The organism is Legionella nigrisilvae (assembly GCF_977063395.2).
On sequence record NZ_CDRUGZ020000011.1, the window covers coordinates 15,387 to 39,974 of the forward strand.

Consider the following 24,588-nt stretch of genomic DNA (forward strand, 5'->3'; position numbering starts at 1 on the left):
AGCAGGATGGTAGTTTAGGTAGAGCGCTATCTTTAAGCTAATACTTTGGCATTCCCGCGAAGGCGGGAATTCATTCTTACAGTAGCACTATACCACGTTAGAAAGGTTCCCGCTTCCGCGGGAACTAGATCTTTTCATAATTGAAGTGCTTTCATCGAATCTATGAATTAAGCTCCTAATATACGTCTAGGGATATTCATTGCAAATGATCTTAAACAAGCAAAGTTTATTTTTTTTGATGTTTCTGCAATTTTGCACATCGTTCTGTGCTGCGACCACTTTGGTTTTACCAACAACAGGTAATGTTGTTGGAGAGATTCAATATGGGGTAGCTGAGGTAAATGAGACCATTGATGAGGTAGGAAGGCGTTTTGATCTGGGATATTATGAGCTTGTACGAGCAAACCCTCAAATTGATGCAAGACAATTTTTAATCGCCAATTCTCGACTTATTATTCCTGCACAATATATTTTGCCTAATGTTCCTAGAAAAGGAATCGTAATTAATTTAGCAGAATACAGATTATATTATTTTCCTGAAAATGAGAATGTAGTAATTACTTTTCCAGTGGGTATTGGGCGCAAAGGTTGGAGTACACCCTTGGGAGAAACAAAAATTATAGCAAAGGTAGCTAATCCCAAGTGGAGACCAACAGAACGACTGCGTGAAGAGGCAGAGAAGAGTGGGGATTTTCTTCCTGATGAATTCCCTTCCGGACCTTATAATCCTTTAGGTCAGCATGCTTTGCGCTTAGGATGGCCAACGTTCCTTATCCATGGTACTAATAAATTTAGTGGAATTGGGTCCCGGGTCAGCGCAGGTTGTCTGCGGATGTTTCCTGAGGATATTGAATATTTATTCCGAATGGTTCCAGTAGGAACTCCAGTGAGAGTTATTAACGAACCCGTTAAAATTGGTAAACAGAATGGGGAATGGGTAATTCAAGTCCATCCCCTTTTAAGTGAACATCAGGGTAGGACCCTCCAATCTATAGTTGAAGAGCAATTAAAAGATCGTAATATTTTTAATTTGAGCCGCAGTAAAGTACTTCAAAATGAGCTTCATTATCCAACAGGAATTGTCCGCAAAATATAAATTACGAGATAATTTTTACGTAAGCCACTGAGTGTAATTTAATTAATACAATTCTTCATCGGAGCTTGGGGGCGCTTTTGTTGAAAACGGTATAGTATTTCAAAAGGAAGTAGCATAAAAGCAAGACAATAAAGCCACCTATTATGTCGATTAAATAATGCCATCCTAACAAAACACAAGATGCAATAAGAAATAAATTAGTTATAAATAAAAGGAAACAAGGAATTGGCCATTCTCTGAGAAGATTCACACATAATATTGCCCAAATTGCGTGAAAAGATGGAAGTGCAATTAGTCCTCCTTCATTTGTAGTCGGATTAATATAATGATGAATTTGTCGGAACTTAAGTCCAGTATCAATTTGCTCAGGTGAAAAATAGGGACTGTTTATAATACTCGCGGGAGCAGTGGTAGGAAAAAAATAATAAAATCCAAAACCGATTAACACCGTACTTAACAAATAGAAATAATACTCTCTTATTAAATGAAAGCGACAAGTGGCAATGATCAGTAAAGGTAAAATACTCATTTGATAGGTGAGACTGTCATAAATTACACCGAGTACGTATTTAAACTGAGGATGGTTGTGAGTCCAGGCTAATATCGCTTCCATATGGATATTCATATGTTCTTCGAGTGTATTAATAAAGGGATCAATAATTGGAAATGGAGTTAATTGTACTGCATTTGTTGCGATGGCAATAAAACACATTACTGAAAAAAAATAGATTAGTTCTCGTCCCACTTGTCGAATTTTATTGTCCTTGGGGAAACAGAGAATAAGCCCAAGATTTAAAAGAATTAGTAAGAGAGCGAGGAAGGGAATTCCCTCTGGGAAAAAATTATTACCCGGATATTTATAGAAAAAATGATTTATTAAAAAAACAATAGAAGATAAAACCAGGACTAGGCCAGACAGAAAAATAATTAAACGAGATGAAACTTGACTCATGTTAAAATTAGTCAACTGTTTCTAAAAGTTGTTTTTGTTTAATGGCCTGAAAAATTTCTTCTCTATGAACATTAACTGATCTGGGGGCATCAACACCAAATTTAATATTTCCATGTTCTTGTGTTTTAAAAGCTAATATTTTAATTGCTGTATCACCAATATGAATCATTAAAGGTTCTTCAAATTGAAGAGAAATTATATCCATTAAAAACCTCTACTTTCAAATAAGTTGATTATTAATCAATGACATTTACATTGTATGCACGGTAACCCAATTCATAGAGAGTTGTCACTAAAAATTAATATAAAATTCATAAAAAATTCTTAAACAGAGCGTTTTATCTGTATAACATCCTAATTTAATAATTTTTAATTGATTAAGAATTGTATGATGCGCTTAATATGGTTATAATTAGCAGCTTTTTTTAAACCTTGCCTTACTGTTGTTTTAAATAACAGGAGGCTTTCATCCATAAGGAGAAATCATGAGACATTATGAAATTATGTTTCTTGTGCACCCGGATCAAAGCGAACAAGTACCAGCAATGGTAGAGCGCTATGAAGGGATCATAAGCAAGCACAATGGGGTCATCCATCGTAAAGAAGACTTGGGTCGTCGCCAGTTAGCTTATCCAATTTGTGATGTTCATAAAGCGCATTACATTCTTATGAATATTGAGTGTAGCCTTGAAGCTCTGGAAGAAATTAAAAATGCATTCAAATTTAATGATGCAATTATTAGAAATTTAATTACTCGTCAAAAACAAGCGATCACTACTGAATCTGTTTTGATGAAGAAAGAAAAAGAAACCAGATCTGCTTAAGGGGAGTCTTAATTATGTCAGCTTATTTTCGTAGAAAAAAAATGTGTCGTTTCAGCGCCGAAGGCGGTAATGAAATTGATTATAAAGATATCAATTTACTGAAAAATTATATTTCTGAAACTGGTAAAATTGTACCAAGTCGGATAACCGGTACTCAAACCCGTTTTCAAAGACAATTAGCTAGAGCAATTATGCAAGCCAGATTCCTTGGACTGTTGCCATATTGTGATAGTCACAGATAAATAATAATGATGCGTGCGGGCAATTTTATAGAAAAACATTGTAAGCTAATGCTTGAAAGTAAGAAGCAAGCAATTATATTTGCTGCTATTTTTTCGGTATTACCTTTTGCATCTTGGCTTTCCGTCGCTTTAGTATGTTTAGTGACCTTAAGAAAAGGTGCGCGATCTGGTTTTGATGTGTTATTGCCTGCACTTGTTATCCATTCTGTTCCATTGATGATGTTAATACCGTTGTCCGGAGCACTAATTAATACTCTTATCGCTTATCTTCCATGTTATTTCGCAGCCTTGGGTTTGCGAAATACTGAAAAATGGCAGGTGACTGCGGGAGTGTTTTTTATCCTGGCATTTTTGGGATGTTTACTTATTCAACTCTTAGCGCCTGGTTTTATTGTCGAACAGTTTAAGGTGTTTACAATAAATTTGTCACAATATCAGGAACTAGTTGACTCAACACTTAATGGCATAAACTCAGTAATTTTGGCGCAATTATTCTTCGGAATTCAGATACTTAGTGTGGTTGTATCCGCAACAATTTCCTTGATGTTTGCGCGAGCAATGCAAGCAAAATTATTTTTGCCTGGTGGTTTCAGGAATGAGTTAATGGTATTTCGTAGTGGTAGACTTTCATTTTTAGTTTTATTGGGAGTTTCTTTGGCAACTTTTTATGAGATTCCTTTGGCTATGAATGTGCTTCCCATTGTGCTTTGCTATTTCTTGGCTTCGGGATTTGGATTGGTTTATTTTATATTTTCTCAAAAGAGACAAGTAAAGATATTCATTTTATTAATGTTGTTCATATTAGTGAAGCCAACTTTGGTATTATGCACTTACGTCATTATTGGTTTATTAGATAGTTTAGTTAATTTTAGATCGTATTTCCCTACAAGGGTTGGCGAGTCAATTTAAGGGGTTATTAAGATGGAAGTTATCTTATTAGAAAAAGTGAGAAATTTAGGTAACCTGGGTGATAAAGTAAATGTAAAATCTGGTTATGGCCGTAATTTCTTAATTCCACAAAATAAAGCAGTTTTTGCTACACCAAAAAATATTGAGTTATTCGAACAGCGTCGTGTTGAGCTCGAGAAAAAAGCCCAACAATCTTTGGCAGTTGCCGAACAACGTGCTGCTAAGTTGAATGATACAACAGTCGTTATTAACGCTATGGCGAGCGACGAAGGAAAATTGTACGGGTCCGTGGGTGTAAATGAAATTAAAGATGCTTTAGTAGAAAAAGGTATCGATATAGTTAAACGTGAAATTGTTATGCCAGAAGGGCCTTTACACTCAATTGGTAATTTTGTTGTTGAAGTACATGTTCACAGCGATGTTATTGCTAAATTGCATGTTGAGATCGTCCCTGCTAAGTAAGTCCTGTGCATCCTGGGGAGCTATTGCGCACCCCAGGCTATCCTAAGCCGTTCTAATTTATACTAAAAGTATTCGATAAAGAGCAAGCAAGGCAATTATTGTATTTAAAACTGCCCACACATAAGAAGGATATAATCCCTTATACCCGCTATAGTAAGCATAGATAGCAATAAATGTACTTCCTGAAAAAAATATCCATTTATCATTGTATGCAAATCCCATAGACAGCAACGCTATGCCAAAAACTCCAAGTATTAAAAATACACTATTTTCCTTACCAAACATTAAATAGAACGTGAGGAGCTGACAGCACATTAATATTGGTAAGAAAAACTGAGTATAAGGCCCACTACCTAATAAAATTGCAGCGTGCCCAGCAATAAGTATTAATTGCAGAGCTATAAAAAAAAGCAATCTAAAATAAATGGCGGTTAAAAGTAAAGCAACACCGCCAATGAAATAATAAAGTTGAGAATGAAGTTGAGGGGTAGTTGTTCCAAAAAACTTCAAAAGTCCACTCAATATAATAAGTGAGCCAATGCATCCCAAAAAAAGAAATATTTCTTTAGCCACGTATCACCATTTTAAGTAAATCCCTTTAGCCACCGATTCTTGAATAATTGCACCTTGGGATTTGTTATATGAAATCCAATAATTTCCCATGTTACTTAGAGCGAACTTAACTCTTGGATACTGACATACTTCTAATACATTACGACAGTCAACAAGTGTAGTTTGTTCCTCAACGCGTTTATAACATTTGAAATTTAGGTTTCTGACATCAGAAGCAAAGGCGCCCCAATTCATTGGATCTAATGTAGCATGTAAAGGAGGACTCATAAATGCTTCTTCACTATTTACGCGCTCCATTTCAATTTTGGAATCAGAGTGATTTTGTATTAGATAATAAGACTGGTTTCCTGTTTCATTTAAAATCAAATAATTTTGACTATAACCGAAACCTGTAACTTCACATCCTCTTGGGAATGGACTTGCAACTTGAGCTTGTGCTGCGCTAATTAGAACAGCAGATAAAATAATCGATTTGTTAATTTGATGAAACACAGACATAAAATACCTCAGTAAGTAAACTTTGTGGGTTATTTTAATCATAAAAAATACAAAGTCTATCCCGTATAAAAGAATCTATTCTTTTTGTGCCGCAATTTTTGCCTTAATCATAGGATAGTAAGTTCTGTAAAAACTTAAAAATACATACATTCCAACATAAGCTAGGGAAAGTGTAAGGCAAATCACATTAGTATTAGGGTAACTAATGAGCAAACAAATTGAACTAATCGCATAAGTAATAGAACACACATGCATAAGTACTTTTAATATTTTGGAGTCTGTTAAATAGTCCAGTCTTGAAGGGTATACGTATTTTACAGGTACAAAAATAAGAATAGAAAGTATAGTCAATATAATTGCATTTGTGAGGGCGGAGGTATTAAAAATAAACATGTATAAAATAGTAATATTCCAGTAACAAGGAAATCCTTTAAAAAAATGATCTGGAGTTTTTGCATCAGATTGACAAAATTGATAAGCCGAAGTAATGGATACCGCTGCGATTATGAAAACCGAATAACTAGATGGAAGCATCCCGGGCTTGACGAGCAAGAAAAAGCAGGGAGTAATAACATAATTTAGATAATCAACAATATTATCCAGTAATGCACCATCAATTTTAGGTAAAATTTCTTTAATATTAACTAACCGAGCAAGACTTCCATCAACTGCATCGATAACCACCGTGATAAGCATTAGCCATAAAGCAAAAATATATTCATGCTGATACATCTTTACTAATGAAAAGACACCAATACAGGCTGCACTTGCAGTAAAGATATGCACTGACCAAGCCGCTACGTACTGTAAGGGATGGAATTGCTGTTTGCTTAAGTTCATTAATTATCCTAGTGTTAATAGAAAACCATTGCTTAAAGCGGGTTTAATTATGGATTTCTAAAATATTTATTAATTGTATTAATATATTGCTTTAAACTACTGTTGCTTTTTTGAAAAGCTAGAAATATAAAAATAGTATCAATAATCAAAAGTAGTACGCAAGGAGAGTTGATAACTTTAATGAAATATACTTTATTTGTATGGAGACATCATGATAATTCAAACAGTAAATCCCGCAACTGAACAAACACTACAAAGCTATAACTGCTTAAGTGAGCAGGAAGTTACCGAAAAACTTAACAAAGCACATGAGGCGTATCTGGAGTGGAAAAAAACATCGTTTTCTAAAAGAAAAGCTTTAATGCTGCGGCTCGCGCAATTGTTAAAATCTAAAACAGAAGAGTTGGCACATTTAATGTCAGTTGAAATGGGTAAACCAATAACCGCTGGAATCGCTGAAATTAATAAGTGCGCTTGGTTATGTGAGCATTATGCTGAACATGCTGAAGAATACCTTGCTGAGAAAGTGGTCCAAACGGATATGAAAAAATCAAAAGTATGTCATTTACCACTTGGGGTGGTTTTTGCCATTATGCCTTGGAACTTCCCATTTTGGCAGGTGTTTCGCTTTGCTGTACCAACACTTATGGCTGGTAATGTTGCAGTATTGAAGCATGCTCCTATCTCGTCAGGAACTGGGAATAAAATAGAGGAGCTCTTTCTGGAAGCTGGATTTCCTGAATATGTTTTTCAACATTTAATTGTCGATAATGATGGAGCCGCTAAAATTATAGAACATCCTGCAGTTATTGCTGTTACGCTAACAGGAAGTGGGCGTGCGGGAAGTGCGGTTGCAAGTCACGCAGGAAAATTTTTAAAAAAAGCCGTGTTAGAGCTTGGTGGAAGCGATCCTTATATTGTTCTTGAAGATGCTGATCTAGATCTGGCTGCCCGTTGTATTGTTAATTCAAGACTTAGCAATTCAGGTCAAGTTTGTATTGCTGCTAAGCGGATCATTGTTTTAAAATCTGTCGAAGAAGAGTTGGTACAGAAAATAATTGAGCACATTTCAACATTTAAAATGGGGGATCCACTCAATTCTGAAACCAAGCTTGGGCCATTAGCGCGTTCAGACTTGCGCGAAAACTTGCATATTCAAGTAGAAAAATCAGTAAAACAAGGTGCTAAATTATTGCTAGGTGGTATAATTCCGGAAGGAAAAGGTTTTTATTATCCACCAACTTTGTTGACTAATGTGACACCTGGCATGCCAGCTTTTGATGAGGAGTTATTTGGACCTGTTATTGCTATTATAACAGTCAATAATGAAAAAGAAGCCATTGAATACGCCAATCAAAGCCAATATGGTTTAGGTGCTGCAGTGTTTACTCGCAATTTAGAAAGGGGAGAGCACATAGCTACTTATGAAATAGAAGCTGGCGCTTGTTTCGTTAATGCTTTTGTGGCTTCTGATCCTAGATTACCATTTGGTGGAATAAAAGAATCAGGCTTTGGCCGTGAGTTATCAAGAGAAGGTATATTAGAGTTTGTTAACACAAAAACCATAGCCATTAGTGATTCATAACATTAAGTTTGCAGCCATTACTTAAAAGTGTTGGCTACAGTATGATTTTTTGGCCACTCTCATTGAGCCGATTGATTTATTGGCTCCGTGTGAGTGGCTGGTTATTTTTATTTAAACAATAATTCTCGCTGTAGGGCTGAGGCAAAATCGACGAGGTAAAACAACAATGTCTTATAAATTTGAAGAGGGTAAAGATGTATTAATTGAAGCCATTGTAGATAAAATTAGAAACTCTATGGTAGGTGATCAAACCGAGTTTTGCGCCGAATTTGCTAAGCAGTTGTATGGTACTGTAGCAATGGAAGACCTGAGTTCATGGACAATTGATGATCTTTATGGCGCTGTAGTAAATTTTTGGTCTTTAATTAGTGAACGTGCCCCACATGAAACGAAAATTAGAATCTATAATCCTGATTATGAACGTCATGGATGGCAAACTACCCATACTGTAATTGAAGTTATTTGTGATGACATGCCATTTTTAGTTGACTCTATTCGTTTGGTAATTCATAGAATGGGATTGTCCTCTCATTTAACCATTCATATGGGTGGTATTCGGGTTAAAAGAGATAAAAAGAATCGAGTTTGTGAAATCTTACCTCGTACTCAAATATTAGACGAGAAAGGCATAATCCATGAAGCGCCAATATTTCTCGAAATAGATCGCCAAACTGACCCCAAGATGCTTGAAGAGTTGCACAAGGGATGCGAACGCGCTCTTGAAGACAACCGAGTTGTTTTTGAAGATTGGGAAAAAATGCGTGCTGCAGTTCGAGAAGCAATTTCCGAGATCGATAAAGTATCTTCTGTACTCGATTTAGATGAGGTGGAAGAAACAAAAGCATTTTTACACTGGATAGAAGATCATCATTTTACTTTTTTAGGAATGAGAGATTACGAGTTAGCACAAAAAGGTAAAGAAACCATTTTACAAGCAGTACCTAATACAGGATTAGGCCTTTTGCGTGAAAATGTTTCTAAATCGATGACACGTAGTATTTCCGCAATGACACCTGAAGCACGCGAATTTACCTTATCCCCACGCATATTAGTTACTTCGAAAACAAATACGTTAGCCAGTGTTCACCGTGATGCTTATACTGATTATATAGGAATAAAACGATTTAACGCCCAAGGAAATGTGATTGGAGAAAGAAGAATTATTGGTCTTTATACTTCTGCTGCCTATCATACTAACCCCAAACAAATTCCATTCTTGAGACGTAAGGTTGCGCTCATTATGGAAAATTCCAAATTAAACCCACGCAGTCATGCGGGTAAAATATTATTGAATATTCTAGAAACGTTACCCCGGGATGATTTGATTCAGGGAACAGAAGAAGAACTTCTAGAAATTGCAATGGGTATCTTTTACATGCAAGACAGAAAACGTATTCGATTATTCGCGCGAGTGGACGTTTATCGTCGTTTTGTTTCTTGTCTGGTCTATGTTCCTAAAGATAGGATTAATACCGAATTAAGAATGGCAATGAAAAAAATTCTTGATGAAAGTTTTAATTCTGTTGAGACTACCTATTCAACTCAATTTACCGAGTCTGTTTTAGCACGGGTACATTTTATTATTAAAATTAATCCGGATATACCCCTTGAATATGATTTAAAAGATATTGAAAGAAAATTAATTGAAGCAGGGCGTTCATGGACTGACGATTTACAAACCCATTTATATGAGGCATATGGAGAGGAACAAGCAAATAGCCTTTTTGGGCGTTATAAAACCGCATTTCCTCTTGCTTATACGGATACGTTTCCTGCTAGAACCGCAGTTTATGATATTAAACATATTGAATTACTTACACCTGAACAACCCTTGGGCATTAATTTTTACAAACCATTGGATGAGACAGAAAATAGTTTTAGATTAAAAGTGTATCAACATGATACTACGATCCCTTTATCTGATGTTTTACCCATATTAGAAAAACTAGGTTTACGCGCAATAAGTGAGCGTCCTTACCCATTGAAGTTTGAGGATGGAAAAGTAGCTTGGATTAATGATTTTGCCATGCAATATAATAAACCGATTGAGTTTGATCTGGATGAGATAAAGGAATTGTTCCAGAATGCTTTTGCCAAAGTGTGGTTTGGTCAAGCGGATAATGACGGTTTTAATCAGTTAGTTTTAGCGGCAGGGCTAAATTGGCGCGAAGTAGCAGTACTACGTACCTATGCCAAATATTTCAAACAAATTGGTATTACTTTTAGTCAAGACTATATGGAAATGGCATTAAATAATAATGTCGCCATCGCTAAAAAGTTAGTAAAATTATTTGAAATTCGTTGCAATCCTGCCGATGATCCAAATAGAGAAGACCGTTTTGCTGATTTGTCCATTGAAATATTAAATGATCTGGATACGGTATCGAATCTTGATGAAGATAAAATAATCAGACAGTATATTCATGCGATTAGTGCTACATTACGTACTAATTTTTATCAATTAAATCAAGATGGACACCATAAACCTTATATTTCGCTAAAACTAAACAGTAAGATCATTCCTGGTGTTCCAAAACCACATCCTATGTTTGAAATCTTTGTTTATTCTCCACGTTTTGAAGGGGTACATTTGCGAGGGGGCAAAGTTGCTCGCGGAGGCTTACGTTGGTCTGATCGAAGAGAAGATTTTCGTACGGAAATACTTGGCTTGATGAAAGCGCAGCAAGTGAAAAACTCAGTAATTGTGCCTAGTGGTGCCAAAGGTGGGTTCGTTCCTAAGTTTTTACCTGTAAACGGCACTCGTGAAGAAATAATGGCCGAAGGAATCGGTTGCTATCAATTATTTATTCGTGGTCTTCTCGATATTACAGATAATTACGTTGAAGGAAAGGTAGTTAAACCTGCGAATGTCGTCTGCTATGATGAAGATGATCCTTACCTGGTGGTTGCTGCAGATAAAGGTACAGCAACTTTCTCTGACCTAGCTAATGCTATTTCTTTAGAGTACGGCTTTTGGTTGGGTGATGCTTTTGCATCAGGTGGCTCAATAGGTTACGACCATAAGAAAATGGGAATTACGGCTAAAGGTGCATGGGAGTCAGTGAAACGGCATTTCTATGAATTGAATATAGATATTGAAAATAACGATTTTACTGTGGTTGGTATTGGCGATATGGCTGGAGATGTTTTTGGTAACGGTATGTTGTTATCCAAACATATTAAGTTAGTAGGTGCATTCAATCATATTCACATTTTTGTTGATCCGGATCCTGACGCAGAGGCCAGTTTCAAAGAGCGTGAACGCCTATTCCATTTACCACGTTCAAATTGGACAGACTATGATAAAAAGCTTATTTCCAAGGGAGGCGGGGTATTCAATCGTAATGCCAAATCCATACCTGTTAGTAAGGAAATGCAAGCTGTTTTCGGAATTAAACAAACTGAAATTGAACCAAATGAGTTAATTAAAGCAATTTTAAGAGCCAAGGTTGATTTACTTTGGAGTGCTGGAATTGGTACTTATGTTAAAGCGAGTACGGAGTCAAATTCAAATGTTGGGGATCGAACCAACGATACAACCCGGATTAATGCCAAACAATTACGTTGTAAAGTTGTGGGTGAGGGCGGCAACTTAGGATTAACCCAATTGGCACGCGTTGAATACTCACTCAATGGGGGTATGGTTTATACCGACTTCATTGATAATTCTGGTGGTGTTAATTGTTCTGACAAAGAAGTTAATATTAAGATTTTGCTCAATAGTATTGTTGCAGTCGGTGATTTAACTCCAAAACAACGTAATGAGTTGTTAATGGAAATGACTGATGAAGTAAGTAAACTAGTACTTCGTGACAACTTTTTGCAAACCCGTGCCATTAGTTTATCTGCTTCACAACCTCTTCAGGCATTGGATCTCCAAAGTCGTTACATCAGTGAACTGGAACGAACCGGAAAAATCGATCGTAATCTGGAATACTTGCCCGACGATAAGATTATTATGGAACGCAAATTGATGGGCAAAGGGCTGATGCGTCCATGTATTGCCGTATTAATGTGTTACAGTAAAATGATTCTTAAGGAACAAATTCTGGCCTCCGGTGTTCCTGAAGAAGCATATATGACGCAATTTTTAATTAGTTCCTTTCCCAAGCCTTTACAAGAGCGATTTAGCAAACAAATGCAATCGCATCCCTTAAGAAGAGAGATTATAGCTACTAAGTTAAGCAATATTATCGTAAATGAGATGGGCTTTACTTACATGTACAGATTACAAGATGAAACGGGTGCTCCTGTTTCAGCAATCGTAAGAGCTTATGTCATTACTCGCTCTGTGCTTAATCTTGAATCTGTTTGGAAACAAATAGAGGAGTTGGGTACGCAGATCAGTGCTCAAAAACAAATAGAAATGATGATGCTTTATGCTAGATTGGCCCGTCGCATTACACGTTGGTTCTTGCGTAGTCAGCGTAGGTCTTTGGATATTTCTGAAGTTGTAAAACTCTATGCACATGGGATTGTCGAATTGAAGAGGTCCATACCAGCAATCTTAAGTGAAGAGCGAAGAGTCAAATACAATGAAGATTATCAAGCGCTTATTGAGGAAGGTATTCCACCAACTCTCGCGCATGATTTAACCGTCACTCGCGGTTTATTTGCTGCAACAGACATCATAGATATCGCTGATAAGAGAGATATGAAAGTAGCCCAGGTTGCTGAAATTTATTTGGGAGTCGGTGAATTCTTGGATCTTGCTTGGATAAGAAAGCAAATTATTATGCATCCAAGTGAAAATCACTGGGAGTCATTGTCTCGAGAAGCATTAAGAGATGATTTGGATTGGCAACAACGTCAACTCACTGCGGGACTGATTAACTATGATGGTGGTAACCCAGATCTGCAGGCTCGTCTTGCTTCATGGGGAGAGTCGCATCGGACACTAATTCAACGTTGGCGCTTTATTTTAGCGGATCTGAAAGCAAGCTCAGTTCTAAACTATACGATGTTCTTCGTTGCAATTAGAGAGCTACTCGATCTGACTCAAAGTACTTTTCAATCCTACGAGTTAGCTGAGCAGGAGGCCTAGCTTAAGAGCTGGCAGTAGCCAGCTCGGGCAACATTATTAGATTTTATTGATTGCCAGCAGCAGCCTGGGTTTCCTGAAACGAGCTCAGATTGATCTGGCGTATCATGGGTTTAATAACAGCATATCTTCAGAGTTCATTTATAAATTAATGGGTTGGATAATTTGATAGAGACCTCGGTCAACTCTATAGGTTGATTATGCCCATCAAGAAATACAATTTGACCGGATTCTTTCAATATACTGACTGCAATTATATAATGCCCAGACCCCAGTATAGAAAAATCAACCAACTCCCCCATTTCTGTTCCCTGAGGTTGTTCCAAGAGTTTTTGACCAGCATAGAGACTATGATGCGTTTTAATTTCATGGACGCTCATTTGATGTTTTAAGGTCGCTTTATAATGCATACGCGCAATAATTTCTTGGCCTTTATAACAGCCTTTATTGAAATTAATGTACGGGGTTTTTTGTAAATCGAGCCTATGTGGTAAAAACAAACCTCGAGATTCGGGATAAATCTCTACTTGCTGCTGAGATAGCCTTAAAGTATGCCAGGTTAATGAGCCAAGATACTGGTCTTTTTTTAAAAAACGATCTTGAATCTCCAATGCATTCTCATTAAGTACTAAAAAAATATAAAATCCATTTCCTAGGTGATAAAAGCATGAGTGTGCAGTGTAAGATTGTGCATAAAGTGCGTTAGGAAAAAATTTTGTATCAGGGATAATATCTTCTTGATTTTGTAAATAAAATCCAAAAATCTTAAATTGGGTGTTTGATTTAAGATTAACACGAGATAAAAGAGCATATTTATTCAATGAATGAAGCGTCGCTTCTTGTAAATCTTTAGGAAGTATTAACTTAATGCCGTGCCAGTTAATAATATCCATTAAGGCGAGAATTCGCCCTTTAAGATTACACTGGGCGCTTTGAATCATTTGTATATCGGATACGGAGCCTATATCGCTGGTTAATTGGCCTTGAAGAAAATCAATGGCTTTACTCCCTTCAACATCAATGGCACATAAATAAGATAAATCAAATAAATAATTTTTTTCAGGTGATAGCTCTAACTCATCTTCTAAGGGTTTAAAGGTGTTTAAGATTCTATTATTAATTAAATGGGTAAAAGTCGTGCTCATCGTTCTAACCTAAATAAAAACAGTTATTGTTCAAGTAACTGTTGGAGTAAATTTTGTAGAGTTTATCTGATTTTTAAACTCCCCATAATATGGTTTTAAAGAGAAACTTAAGGATTTCCGTTTATATAGACAGTAGTGTATCATTTGTCCGTTATAAGATCACAAAGAGATTAACCATGTTGGATGTGAAGGAAAAAGCAAAACTCGCATGGCACTGCCGCCGAGGAATGCTGGAGTTAGACCTTATTTTACAACGGTTTCTTGAGCAACAAGTGGATCATTTATCGATACAAGAACTTGCTGCTTTTAGTTCATTATTAAGTTGTACCGATCCTGAGTTATTTGCTTGGTTGATGGGGCATAACGATCCACAAGATAAAGAGTTAAACGAAATTGTCACCCTTATCCGAAATAACAATTGAACCAGGAAAGTCAAAGATTTATTTACGGTTAGTTTTAGTAATTTATTTCATTACAGTTCTTTTAATTTTCTTTTCATCCCTATATGTATTGATTAAACTGATTTTGGTTGGTTTTATTTTAATTCTGATAAACATTGATTTGCTAAATCAAAATCCGTGTTCATCTATTAAAAAAATTCAATTTATTGGAAATAAGTGGATTTTGGAAATGCGTCAGGGTAATAAACAATCATATACTCAAGCCGTAGTCCTAATCCATAATCCATTTTTTCAGCTTATTGAATTTGTAAATTCAAGAGACAAACAACGGATCGTTCTATTTCTTGATCAAATTACAAATCATCAATTACGTTTCCTACATCTCAAAATAAGTCAAAATAGTATATAATTGTACATATGGTATAAATAAAGGCCAATCATTTAAATAATGGAATTATGAGGAAGTGATGAGTAAAGAAACTTCTTATAGTGATGAGGACTTGATTAATTTGGCGAGACAGGGAGACATGGAAGCTTATAATCTGTTGTTATCGCGGTATAACAATAAAATACAACAAATTATTCAGTTACATATTCAAGATCGAGCAAATGTTAGTGATCTGGCACAAGAAGTATTAATTAAAGTTTATCGCTACTTACATTATTTTAAAGAAAAAAGCCAGTTTTCTACGTGGCTGTACCGAATTACTCAAAATACAATTAAAAATCACTATAGAACTACCAATCTACGCTTGGATCTTGAAGCAGAATATGCTGATAGTTGTTATCCAGGGGTAGAGCTCTCTCCCGAATATTTGTTAATGAATATTGAGTTCGGGGAGCGATTGGAATTGATTCTTTCTACTTTATCCGAAGAGCTACGGCTTTGTTATGGGATGTATATCCTTGATGGCAAATCTTATGAAGACATTGCGAAGAGAATGGATTGTCCTATCGGAACCGTACGATCTCGTATTTTTAGAGCTCGAAAATTGATCATGGAATCAATGGATCAATTTGTTTTATAAACATTTTTTTCGTTCCACAAATATGATATAACCCACTTTTTGAATCGTTTCATAATCAGTTATTTTCTAAATACTATAAAGAGTAACTTCATGCCTAATCCTCTGGAAACACGTTTGGCGAACTGTCGAGATAAACTTTTACGGTTTTATGTAGAGGATGAACATGAAGCAAGGATTCTTCAACAATTAAAAGAGGTTGATGCGTATTATAAAGCTTCATTCGATAAAGCAACTATGCGTTCTAAAGCAATTGTAGAAAGTTATGAGTTATTTGTTGATCATCTCTCTAAAGTAAAAAACGGTGAACTTTCTTCAGAACAAGCATTCCACAAAATTCAAGAGATCACATTTAATAGAAAGCTAGGTATTGCCTTTTATAATATTGCCAAGGCATTGGAAATGACTTTTTGGGCTATTTCCACCCCCGTTTTTTTACTGGGAGCCACTTCGGTCAATGTATCCAACCCTATCTGTGGATTATGTTTAACCATCATTTTAACTGGGCTAATCATAAAATCAATAAATAATTTTTTTGAATGTGCTAACGATTTCAAATCATATACTCGATTACTTGAAGAGGATGAACGGGAGCGAAGTTTGGTATCATTTTTTAAACCCGCTGTTTCTTCCTTACAGGAAACAAACCTAATCAGTTCAAATATGCAATTAACTCTAAATTTAGATCTAAAATTTGGCTAGTTTTTCGAGGAAGCGGATCTCAGCTTTAATTGTATTTTCAATTAGTTGCATCATCTTTAATAGTCGTTTTAATTATGATATAAAGCGTTCTGATTATTTACTAATCAAGCCGATTTTATTTTTCTTCATTAACTTAAGGGATGAATTATGACTGGTTCATTGGGAAAACGTTTAAATGATTGCGATAAACAAATTGATGACCTATTTAATGGAGTAACACTCAATGAAGAAATTGAAAGACAATTAAAAGCAATTAAGAGTTATTATCACAAATTATATCTTGACGCGATTGATGAAGAAACTGAAAAAGAACATATTGAAATGTATGAGCTTCTGGCCGCTGGTCTTGAAGGAATAAAAAATGGAAAGTTGAAGCCTGATTCCGTGTTAAAAGAACTGGATGAAATAACTTCCTTAAGAAAGTCAAACATTGTTTTAGAAAATATTCTCACCTCATTAGAATTACTTTGTTGGGCTTTGCTAGCAGGTTCATTTTTTTCTTATTGTGTTCTTATGGCGCCGCCATTGGTAGCAGTTAATCCTTTTTTTGCTTTAGCGGTAATATCCATTTCTTGCATGGCTGCAATCTATTGTGCAGTTAACTTTTTTAATTGTATTGATGATTTTAAATCATACAGTCCTGTTGAAGACGAATTAAAACGAGAAAAAAATATAATTTCATTTTTTAAGTCCCCACAAACTTCTGAGTTGCCTCCCAAAGTATCTGAATCGAATGATCTTCAAAACAGAGAAACCTTATATCATGTATTTAATTAACTAAAGCCGCCCGGATAAAGGTAGTGTTATCCGGGACTCGGATACGATATGATTCGACAAGGATAATCGAATTTTAGATTTTATCTGCATATATTCAACAAATAAGCTGCTATTCAAAAAACATATGATAAAATGCTACATTCTATTAAATTCTTAAAAGAACTTTATGCTGGAAAGTGACCGCTTAATCAGTACTCAAAGTACTGCCTCGGAAGAGGCCATTGATCGTGCCATTAGACCTTTAAGTCTTCGTGAGTATATCGGGCAAGATGCTGTAAGTTCGCAGATGCAAATTTTTATTGATGCAGCTAGAAAGCGAAAGGATGCTTTGGATCATGTGTTAATCTTTGGTCCTCCTGGTCTTGGTAAAACCACTTTAGCCAATATCATTGCCCACGAAATGGGTGTGAATTTACGTCAAACATCGGGGCCTGTGATTGAACGAGCCGGTGACATTGCGGCAATACTGACTAACCTGCAAGCAAATGATGTGCTCTTCATTGATGAAATTCATAGGCTTAGTCCTGTAATAGAAGAAATACTCTATCCAGCAATGGAAGACTATAAACTAGATATCATGATTGGTGAGGGGCCTGCCGCACGTTCTATAAAACTGGAATTACCACCTTTTACCTTGATCGGAGCAACGACGCGAGCAGGATTACTTACTTCTCCTCTCCGAGATCGATTTGGTATTGTACAGCGTCTGGAATATTATTCTGTTGATTCTTTAACACAAATTGTTACCCGGTCAGCACAATTACTAAATGTAAAAACTAAACCCGAAGGAGCGAGAGAAATTGCATTACGCTCACGAGGCACACCACGGATTGCAAATCGATTATTACGACGTGTCAGGGATTATGCGGAAGTTAAAGGTGGCGGTATTATTAACATTGATATTGCACAAAAAGCTCTAAAAATGTTGGATGTAGACAAACATGGTTTCGATCTCATGGATAGAAAATTACTGTTATCCGTAATTGAACAATTTAATGGAGGTCCTGTAGGTGTGGATAGTATTGCAGCTGCAATCGGTGAGGAAAAAGGCACAATTGAAGACGTTTTGGAGCCATTTTTAATACAACAAGGATTCCTTATGCGCACACCAAGAGGTAGAATAGCCACAACAAGAGCTTACCAGCATTTTGGTTTAAACATAGTGGAACAGGATTGATCAAATGGATGCTACAATTGTGCATCAACATTCCTTTCGAGTTTACGCTGAAGACGTAGATTATATGGGAATTGTTTATCATGCGAACTATCTTTGTTATTTTGAGCGGGCCCGAACAGAAATGTTAAGGCAAAGTAATTTAATTCTCTCTGATTTAATGAAGAAGGATATTCTTTTTGCGATATATGATGCACATATTCGTTATAAAGCACCCGCTCGTTTAGATGATTTGCTAACAGTTAAAACTCAAGTTCAACAATTAGGAGCTTGTAGTTTTTTATTTGATCAGAGTATGCAAAATCAGCAGGGTAAAATTGTTTGTGAAGCTAAAATTCAAGTGGTATGTGTCGATAGCAATTTGAAGCCAAAGCGATTTCCAAAATGAATAAAGAATGGTTTTCGTTATCGGCTTGTAAATAAAAATATAATCGATGATGATTCATAGAAATAAGATCTTGGTACTGGAGATAATATAAATGGGTAATCAAGCAAACGTATTAATGTACTTTATGCAAGCAGGTCTAGTTGTTAAATCAGTCATGATGTTACTCGCTGCTGCTTCCATTACTTCATGGACATTAATATTTCAACGCGCCTGGTTTTTCAATCGCAAAAAACAGCTCACTGATTCCTTTAATCAGAGATTTTGGGATAGCGGTGATTTAAGCAGACTTTATGCCGATATCGATAGTAATTCAGAAGAGCGAGATGGCATGGCTGCTATTTTTCATGCGGGCTTTAAAGAATTTGTACGTGCTAGAAAACTAGGTAATGTAATTATTGAACCCATTCAGCGGGTCATGCAAATAACTCATGCTAAGGAAGCTGAAAAGCTGGAAAAACATTTACCATTTTTTGCTTCCGTGGGTTCTATAGCCCCTTATGTAGGATTATTTGGTACTGTTTGGGGTATAATGACCTCCTTTCAGGCATTGGGTCATGCTCAACAAGCCACCATTGCTATGGTCGCTCCAGGTATTTCTGAAGCATTAGTAGCAACAGCTTTAGGTTTGTTCACAGCAATACCGGCAGTTATTGCATATAACCGATATACTACTCGTGCTAATGATTTATTAAATCGATTTGACTTATTTCAGGAAGAATTAATATCGCTTATAGAACAACAAAACAGTGATACTGTAAGAGGGTAAAATTTGAAATGATCAGACCAAAAACCAAACGTGAGCGTCCCATATCAGAAATTAATGTCGTACCCTATATCGATGTTATGTTGGTTTTACTTGTTATTTTTATGATCACAGCACCAATGCTGAGTCAGGGAGTAACTGTAGACTTACCTAAAGCAGCAAGCCAGACCCTATCACCCACAGATAGAGAACCTATTATTGTTTCAGTAAATCAACAAGGGGCGTATTTTCTTAATATCAGCAGCACACCCGCGGAGCCTATAGAGTCTCAAGCTTTAGTGGTTCGTGTTGCTGCAGAGTTGGAATTAGCAAAGCAGTCAGGCCAGAAGCTTAATGTTTTAGTTAAAGGAGACCAGGGCGTCGCATACGGTAAGGTGGTTCAAGCAATGGCTTTACTGAAGCAAGCAGGGGCAGAACAGGTAGGTTTGTTAACTGATTCCGAGCAAGAAAAATCAGAGGGCCTAGCATGATAAGCAATCCAAGTTATCGTAAACCTTTTTTTGCTGCAATTGGCTTGCATCTTTTTTTAGTGGTGATGCTTTTGACCGATAGTTCAAGCCAACGACCTGTTTTAACGGCGGAAACCAAGAATACGCCAGGAGTAGAGCAACCAATTGCTGTTACACCACAACCCGAAATAGTGAAAGCAGTGAGTGTCGATAACAAACAAGTTATGGAGACAGTAAATCGCTTGAAACAGGAACGGGAGCAACAAAAAAAGGCCGAAATTAATCGACAAAATGAACTCAAACGTCAGGCTGAAGTTGCAAAACAGCAAAGGATAAAAGAGCAACAACAACTTGCTCGACTTAAAGAAGAAGCGAATAGGATAGCTATTGCACGTAAAAAACAAGCAGAAGAAGAAAAAAAGCGTTTAAAGAAACTCGAAGAGCAAAAAGCATTGGAAGCAAAGCGCATTGAAGATTTAAAAAAGCAAAAGGAAGAGTTGGTAAAGCAACAGAAATTTGAAGCTAAGAAGCTTGCTGATTTGAATAAGAAAAAAATGGCAGAAAAAGAGCAAGCTGAAAAATTAAAAGAAGAACAAGCTCAAAAAGAAAAAGCAGATCTTGCAAAAGCAGAAATGGAAAGGAAAAAACAAGCTGAAGCCGCAGCTGCAGCGAAACAAGCACAAGCAGCAAAAAATGCCGAGGCACAGGCACGTATTGCTGGGGAAGTTGATAAATATAAAGCACTTATTGTAAATGCCATTGGTAGAAACTGGATATTGCCTGAAAATGTTGACAGCAGTTTATCGAGTCAATTCAGGATACGGCTTGCTCCCGATGGAATGGTATTGGAAGTTACTTTAACCCGTAGTAGCGGTGATCCATTGCTTGATCGTTCAGCACAAACGGCTATTTATAAAGCATCACCACTACCTGTGCCCGCAGATGCAGAAACATTTAACCTGTTTCGCGATATAAGTTTAACCGTTCGACCAGAACAAGTGAGGGGGTAAAACTCGTGATTAACCGACTTATTACACTTTTTTTAATACTTTTTACGCAGCAAATTTTTGCTCTTGATTTAGAGTTAACCCAAGGGATTAATTCAGCTTTACCTATAGCAATCAATTCTTTTGGTTCAAATAATACGGCTCAAGAAATCGGACAAGTTATTGAAAATGATTTAAATTTATCAGGACAATTTCGAATTGTTTCCGGGCCCCAAGGTGCAAACGCACAATCATCTGTAAGCACGTTGAAACAACTCGGAGCTGACAGTGTTGTTACGGGCCGGGTTAATCAAGTAGGAAACCATTATGAAGTAAGCTTCACTTTAACTGATGCCGTGGCTAATGGAGCTACTCTATTAACAAAAACGTATCAGATTGGCGCGAATCAAATTAGACCCTTAGCACATCATATCAGCGATGAAGTATATCAAAAGTTAACAGGAGAGAGGGGTATTTTCTCTACTCGTATCGCTTATATTTCGGTCCAAAGAACACTGAAAAGTACTCGTTATTCACTCGAAGTTGCAGATGCGGATGGATATAATCCACAGAGCTTATTGATTTCATCCGAACCTATTATGTCCCCCGCATGGGCTCCGGATGGTAAAACTATTTCTTATGTTTCGTTTGAGAAAAAAAGAGCACAGATATTTACGGTTTCAGTTGAGACAGGTCAACGACGTTTGATTACCAGTTTCCCGGGTATTAACGGGGCACCCGCGTGGTCTCCTGATGGAAGGGAATTGGCTGTTGTATTGTCTAAAAGCGGAACACCAAAAGTGTATAGTATAGATATCAATACCGGAAATATGAAGCAATTGACCTTTGGCGATGCTATTGATACTGAGCCACGTTATGCTCCCGATGGTAAAAGCTTATTGTTTACTTCAGGTCGAGGGGGGTCGCCACAAATATATCGTTTATCTTTAGCTAATGGCCAAGTAAGTCGAGTAACCTTTGAAGGCAACTATAATGCTCGAGCTTCTTATACCCCAGATATGAAAAATATTGTGATGTTGCATCGTGACGACAAGCAATTTAACATAGGATTACAAAGTGCAAGCGGTGGACCAATTGCCAGCCTAACTTTTTCTGGCCGTGATGAGTCCCCATCTGTTGCACCTAATGGTCGTTTAATTCTTTATGCGACCCATAATCAAGATAAAGGTGTATTGGGTATCGTTTCCCTGGACGGTAGAATAAGAATGAGACTCCCCGCACGTGAAGGAGATGTACAAGAGCCTGCGTGGTCTCCCTATTTGGGCTAATTATGTCACGGATTATTTATGTACTTGTTTTGTGTTTTGGGGCTTTAAATAGCTATGCTTGGAATGCGGCAGGCCACAAGGTAGTGGCGCAAATTGCCTACGATAATTTATCACCGAAAGCGAAAGACATGTGCTATAAATATCTTCGTTCGCGCACTCATAATACACCCAATTCAAGTTTTGTTAGCGCTTCAACCTGGATGGATGAAATTAGATGGAGGGAAGTATATTGGTATGATGTAATGCATTATATCGATATCCCTTATTCAAGTGATGGAACTCGGTTACCTCCCGTTGAAAGTACCAATGCAATTAAGGCAATTAAACAAGCATCCTTTGTACTTACCTCTAAAAAAACAAATCCATCCGATAAAAAACTAGCATTACGGATGTTAATTCATATAACAGGTGATATTCATCAACCACTGCACGCGATAACTCGAGTCAGTGAGCAACATCCTAAGGGCGATTTAGGCGGCAATTTATTTTTGTTAGGAAAAAATCCGGTAGGCAGTAATTTGCATCAGTACTGGGATAATGGAGCTGGATTTTTTCTTGGGCAATTTAATGAAACCCAAATAAAAAATACAGCACAGTACCTGGAACAAAAAATGCCCTGCTCGATGATTGGTACAGAACTAAAACCTGCTAAATGGGCAAAGATGTCACATAAGTTGGCCATAAAAAATGTTTATCAGACGAATTATAATGAAACTCCTAGCGATAAATATCAGGAAAATGCCCAATTATTAGTGCAGAAACAGGTTACATATGCAGGATGTAGACTTGCAGCACTACTTAATAAAATTGCTCAAGGATAATTCCAACTGAGTGCACGGTGCCCCTATAATAACGAGTGGGAAGCGAATGACATAGGTGTTTATTTCCGTGGCAAAATAAGGTGGTTTTATCCGTAATGTACTGAATTTAAGATATAAATTATTCGTAAAACAAAATAACAATACTGTGCTATATTTTAGAGGCTTGTCAAAAATGGGATTTTATCCTTAACAAAAGGAATTATAAAATGAATAAATTATTCGCAAAAATTAGTATACTTGGCTTATTGATGAGTGTTTCTTTATACGGTTGGACAGGACCTTGTAAAGCCATTGCAATTTCCTGTATGCAAAATGGTTACTATAAGGGAGGAGAAAATGCAGGTAAAGAATTAGTTAAAGACTGTGTGTTACCTGTAGCTATGGGTCAAAAACAATTACCAAATACCAATTTTAGTCCAGAACAATTGCAACAATGTAAAGTGAAAATAGCTGAGAAAATTAAAAGTAAAATGCAAGAAAAAATGGAACAGTAATATTAATCCTCTCCCTTCAGGGAGAGGATTTTCAATTTTATTCCTTTTGTAACGATTCCATCACTGCACCTAGGAAACGTGTTGCTTCGCCTCCAGTAACTGCTCTATGGTCGAAACTTAAGGATAGTGGAAGTATATTATGTGACTCGATAAGACCTTTGTTTACAACAGCCCCTTGGTAGAGCCTACCTACGGCTAAAATGGCCACCATTGGTGGAACAATAATAGGACTTGCAAAACGACCAGCAAACTTTCCAAAATTAGAAAGAGTTATTGTTGCACCTTTTAATTTATCTGCAGTGATTTCTCGAGTACTTACCGATTTTTTAAAATCATTAATCATATTACGAAGCTCAGCATCGGAATGTTTTGCTGCATCATGAATCACAGGTACAAACAAACCCTCTTCATTATCCATAGCTAAGCCTAGATGTACCTGCTCAAAACATTGGCGGGCACTATGCTTAGTATCAAACCATGCGTTTAAAGCTGGTTCTTTGCTCGCTGCATAAGTCATTGCGCGAACTAGGCGAACTGTAATATCAGTACCAGGTTTCCAAGCACTAATATCGGCCTCATCAAAGATACTTACCGGAACCACTTCGGTGTGAGATTGAACCATACTATTCAGCATAGCGCGTCTGACCCCTCGGAGAGGTTCAAAACCTGCAGGAACTTGTGAATTCTTATCTGCTTGGGCTTGAACATCAGCGCGAGTAATGACACCAAATTCACCGGAGCCTTTAACTGAAGATAAATCAACACCAAGTTTTTTAGCAAGTATTTTAACAGCAGGAGTTGTCTTAATACGATTTCTTGTAGTGTGTTGGGTACCAATTGTAAAGTTATCTTCAAACACTTCGCTACTTTCTTCTAAATTACCGACAACTGTTCCTTTATCTGCAGTTTTGGAACTTGTCGATTCAAAAGCTACCAAAGGTTCACCTGTTTTAATTACATCTCCAGGTTTACCGTACAATTTGCTAATAGTTCCAGACTGAGGACAGGGGACGTCAACTACAGCTTTTGCAGTTTCCATAGAAACCAAAGGTTGATCTGCTACAACTTTATCACCTTCTTTGACAAACCATTCATGAATCTCAGCATCCGGTAAACCTTCACCCAAATCAGGTAGATTGAATATATTCATTA

At 36.8% G+C, this 24,588-nt stretch carries 27 protein-coding genes; 20 read left to right on the forward strand and 7 right to left on the reverse strand.

All coding sequences use genetic code 11. The features are described 5' to 3' along the window. The first annotated feature begins 205 nt into the window (after window positions 1-205). Window positions 206-1,096 carry a L,D-transpeptidase family protein gene (locus ACWTE2_RS00125; protein WP_454783643.1) on the forward strand — a complete coding sequence of 297 codons (891 nt, stop codon included), beginning with the start codon at window positions 206-208 and terminating at the stop codon, window positions 1,094-1,096. 55 nt (window positions 1,097-1,151) lie between these two features. Here the strand turns inward: ACWTE2_RS00125 and ACWTE2_RS00130 are convergent, their stop codons facing one another. Then, entirely contained in the window at window positions 1,152-2,048 is an 897-nt protein-coding gene (locus ACWTE2_RS00130; protein WP_454783644.1) for a phosphatase PAP2 family protein, read from the reverse strand. Between the two features lie 7 nt (window positions 2,049-2,055). Continuing rightward, window positions 2,056-2,253, reverse strand: coding sequence for a carbon storage regulator (locus tag ACWTE2_RS00135; RefSeq protein ID WP_182393518.1), 198 nt, complete (start codon window positions 2,251-2,253; stop codon window positions 2,056-2,058). A 280-nt stretch (window positions 2,254-2,533) separates the two neighbouring features. Here ACWTE2_RS00135 and rpsF point away from each other — a divergent pair, with 280 nt between their 5' ends. The 4 genes from rpsF to rplI are packed head-to-tail and all read left to right on the forward strand — an operon-like array spanning window position 2,534 to window position 4,485. Continuing rightward, complete coding sequence (gene rpsF / locus ACWTE2_RS00140; RefSeq protein ID WP_058469455.1) at window positions 2,534-2,872, forward strand: 30S ribosomal protein S6; 339 nt, start codon at window positions 2,534-2,536, stop codon at window positions 2,870-2,872. A gap of 14 nt (window positions 2,873-2,886) precedes the next feature. Further along, a complete protein-coding gene (gene rpsR / locus ACWTE2_RS00145; RefSeq protein WP_058469456.1) occupies window positions 2,887-3,114 on the forward strand; it encodes a 30S ribosomal protein S18 in 228 nt (75 codons plus the stop codon). A gap of 6 nt (window positions 3,115-3,120) precedes the next feature. Beyond that, window positions 3,121-4,023, forward strand: a complete 903-nt coding sequence (locus ACWTE2_RS00150; protein WP_182393519.1) for a hypothetical protein — start codon at window positions 3,121-3,123, stop codon at window positions 4,021-4,023. Between the two features lie 12 nt (window positions 4,024-4,035). Continuing rightward, the gene (gene rplI / locus ACWTE2_RS00155; protein WP_182393520.1) at window positions 4,036-4,485 is read left to right on the forward strand and encodes a 50S ribosomal protein L9; all 450 of its coding nucleotides are present in this window, start codon (window positions 4,036-4,038) and stop codon (window positions 4,483-4,485) included. 57 nt (window positions 4,486-4,542) lie between these two features. Here the strand turns inward: rplI and ACWTE2_RS00160 are convergent, their stop codons facing one another. The 3 genes from ACWTE2_RS00160 to pcsA all read right to left on the reverse strand — a co-directional run bounded on the left by ACWTE2_RS00160 (window position 4,543) and on the right by pcsA (window position 6,396). Further along, window positions 4,543-5,058, reverse strand: a complete 516-nt coding sequence (locus ACWTE2_RS00160; protein WP_182393521.1) for a hypothetical protein — start codon at window positions 5,056-5,058, stop codon at window positions 4,543-4,545. 3 nt (window positions 5,059-5,061) lie between these two features. Then, window positions 5,062-5,556: an enhanced entry protein EnhB gene (locus ACWTE2_RS00165; protein WP_454783645.1), complete on the reverse strand. Its 495-nt coding sequence runs from the start codon at window positions 5,554-5,556 to the stop codon at window positions 5,062-5,064. 75 nt (window positions 5,557-5,631) lie between these two features. Continuing rightward, entirely contained in the window at window positions 5,632-6,396 is a 765-nt protein-coding gene (gene pcsA / locus ACWTE2_RS00170) for a phosphatidylcholine synthase (RefSeq protein ID WP_454783646.1), read from the reverse strand. Between the two features lie 211 nt (window positions 6,397-6,607). Between pcsA and ACWTE2_RS00175 the strand changes: the two genes are divergently transcribed. Next, the gene (locus ACWTE2_RS00175) at window positions 6,608-7,981 is read left to right on the forward strand and encodes an NAD-dependent succinate-semialdehyde dehydrogenase (RefSeq protein WP_454783647.1); all 1,374 of its coding nucleotides are present in this window, start codon (window positions 6,608-6,610) and stop codon (window positions 7,979-7,981) included. A gap of 166 nt (window positions 7,982-8,147) precedes the next feature. Beyond that, window positions 8,148-13,025 (forward strand): NAD-glutamate dehydrogenase, encoded by a 4,878-nt coding sequence (locus ACWTE2_RS00180; RefSeq protein WP_454783648.1) that lies wholly within the window; start codon window positions 8,148-8,150, stop codon window positions 13,023-13,025. A 134-nt stretch (window positions 13,026-13,159) separates the two neighbouring features. Here ACWTE2_RS00180 and ygfZ read toward each other — a convergent pair whose 3' ends face one another. Continuing rightward, window positions 13,160-14,167: a CAF17-like 4Fe-4S cluster assembly/insertion protein YgfZ gene (gene ygfZ / locus ACWTE2_RS00185; RefSeq protein ID WP_454783649.1), complete on the reverse strand. Its 1,008-nt coding sequence runs from the start codon at window positions 14,165-14,167 to the stop codon at window positions 13,160-13,162. A gap of 176 nt (window positions 14,168-14,343) precedes the next feature. On the opposite strand from ygfZ, the gene ACWTE2_RS00190 reads away from it, so the two are divergent. The 13 genes from ACWTE2_RS00190 (at window position 14,344) to ACWTE2_RS00250 (ending at window position 23,436) form a co-directional block, all read left to right on the forward strand. After that, a complete protein-coding gene (locus ACWTE2_RS00190) occupies window positions 14,344-14,589 on the forward strand; it encodes an FAD assembly factor SdhE (RefSeq protein WP_454783650.1) in 246 nt (81 codons plus the stop codon). Between the two features lie 208 nt (window positions 14,590-14,797). Then, window positions 14,798-14,977, forward strand: coding sequence for a hypothetical protein (locus ACWTE2_RS00195; RefSeq protein ID WP_454783651.1), 180 nt, complete (start codon window positions 14,798-14,800; stop codon window positions 14,975-14,977). A 58-nt stretch (window positions 14,978-15,035) separates the two neighbouring features. Then, window positions 15,036-15,596: a sigma-70 family RNA polymerase sigma factor gene (locus ACWTE2_RS00200; RefSeq protein ID WP_454783652.1), complete on the forward strand. Its 561-nt coding sequence runs from the start codon at window positions 15,036-15,038 to the stop codon at window positions 15,594-15,596. A gap of 90 nt (window positions 15,597-15,686) precedes the next feature. After that, the gene (locus tag ACWTE2_RS00205; RefSeq protein ID WP_454783653.1) at window positions 15,687-16,295 is read left to right on the forward strand and encodes a DUF5638 domain-containing protein; all 609 of its coding nucleotides are present in this window, start codon (window positions 15,687-15,689) and stop codon (window positions 16,293-16,295) included. A gap of 147 nt (window positions 16,296-16,442) precedes the next feature. Further along, complete coding sequence (locus ACWTE2_RS00210; RefSeq protein WP_454783654.1) at window positions 16,443-17,072, forward strand: DUF5638 domain-containing protein; 630 nt, start codon at window positions 16,443-16,445, stop codon at window positions 17,070-17,072. 166 nt (window positions 17,073-17,238) lie between these two features. Then, entirely contained in the window at window positions 17,239-18,249 is a 1,011-nt protein-coding gene (gene ruvB / locus ACWTE2_RS00215) for a Holliday junction branch migration DNA helicase RuvB (RefSeq protein ID WP_182393531.1), read from the forward strand. A gap of 4 nt (window positions 18,250-18,253) precedes the next feature. After that, the gene (locus ACWTE2_RS00220; protein WP_454783655.1) at window positions 18,254-18,634 is read left to right on the forward strand and encodes a YbgC/FadM family acyl-CoA thioesterase; all 381 of its coding nucleotides are present in this window, start codon (window positions 18,254-18,256) and stop codon (window positions 18,632-18,634) included. A 91-nt stretch (window positions 18,635-18,725) separates the two neighbouring features. Continuing rightward, window positions 18,726-19,400, forward strand: a complete 675-nt coding sequence (tolQ, locus tag ACWTE2_RS00225) for a protein TolQ (RefSeq protein WP_182393533.1) — start codon at window positions 18,726-18,728, stop codon at window positions 19,398-19,400. Between the two features lie 8 nt (window positions 19,401-19,408). Continuing rightward, window positions 19,409-19,867 carry a protein TolR gene (gene tolR, locus ACWTE2_RS00230; RefSeq protein WP_182393534.1) on the forward strand — a complete coding sequence of 153 codons (459 nt, stop codon included), beginning with the start codon at window positions 19,409-19,411 and terminating at the stop codon, window positions 19,865-19,867. After that, window positions 19,864-20,856 (forward strand): cell envelope integrity protein TolA, encoded by a 993-nt coding sequence (gene tolA / locus ACWTE2_RS00235; RefSeq protein ID WP_454783656.1) that lies wholly within the window; start codon window positions 19,864-19,866, stop codon window positions 20,854-20,856. Before tolR ends, tolA begins: the two co-directional genes overlap by 4 nt. Window positions 20,857-20,861: 5 nt before the next feature. After that, entirely contained in the window at window positions 20,862-22,121 is a 1,260-nt protein-coding gene (gene tolB / locus ACWTE2_RS00240) for a Tol-Pal system beta propeller repeat protein TolB (RefSeq protein ID WP_454783657.1), read from the forward strand. Window positions 22,122-22,123: 2 nt separating this feature from the next. After that, window positions 22,124-22,942: a S1/P1 nuclease gene (locus tag ACWTE2_RS00245; RefSeq protein ID WP_454783658.1), complete on the forward strand. Its 819-nt coding sequence runs from the start codon at window positions 22,124-22,126 to the stop codon at window positions 22,940-22,942. A 206-nt stretch (window positions 22,943-23,148) separates the two neighbouring features. Continuing rightward, window positions 23,149-23,436, forward strand: a complete 288-nt coding sequence (locus tag ACWTE2_RS00250; protein WP_454783659.1) for a hypothetical protein — start codon at window positions 23,149-23,151, stop codon at window positions 23,434-23,436. Between the two features lie 37 nt (window positions 23,437-23,473). Here the strand turns inward: ACWTE2_RS00250 and ACWTE2_RS00255 are convergent, their stop codons facing one another. Continuing rightward, the gene (locus ACWTE2_RS00255) at window positions 23,474-24,586 is read right to left on the reverse strand and encodes a dihydrolipoamide acetyltransferase family protein (protein ID WP_454783660.1); all 1,113 of its coding nucleotides are present in this window, start codon (window positions 24,584-24,586) and stop codon (window positions 23,474-23,476) included. Between the last annotated feature and the right edge of the window lie 2 nt (window positions 24,587-24,588).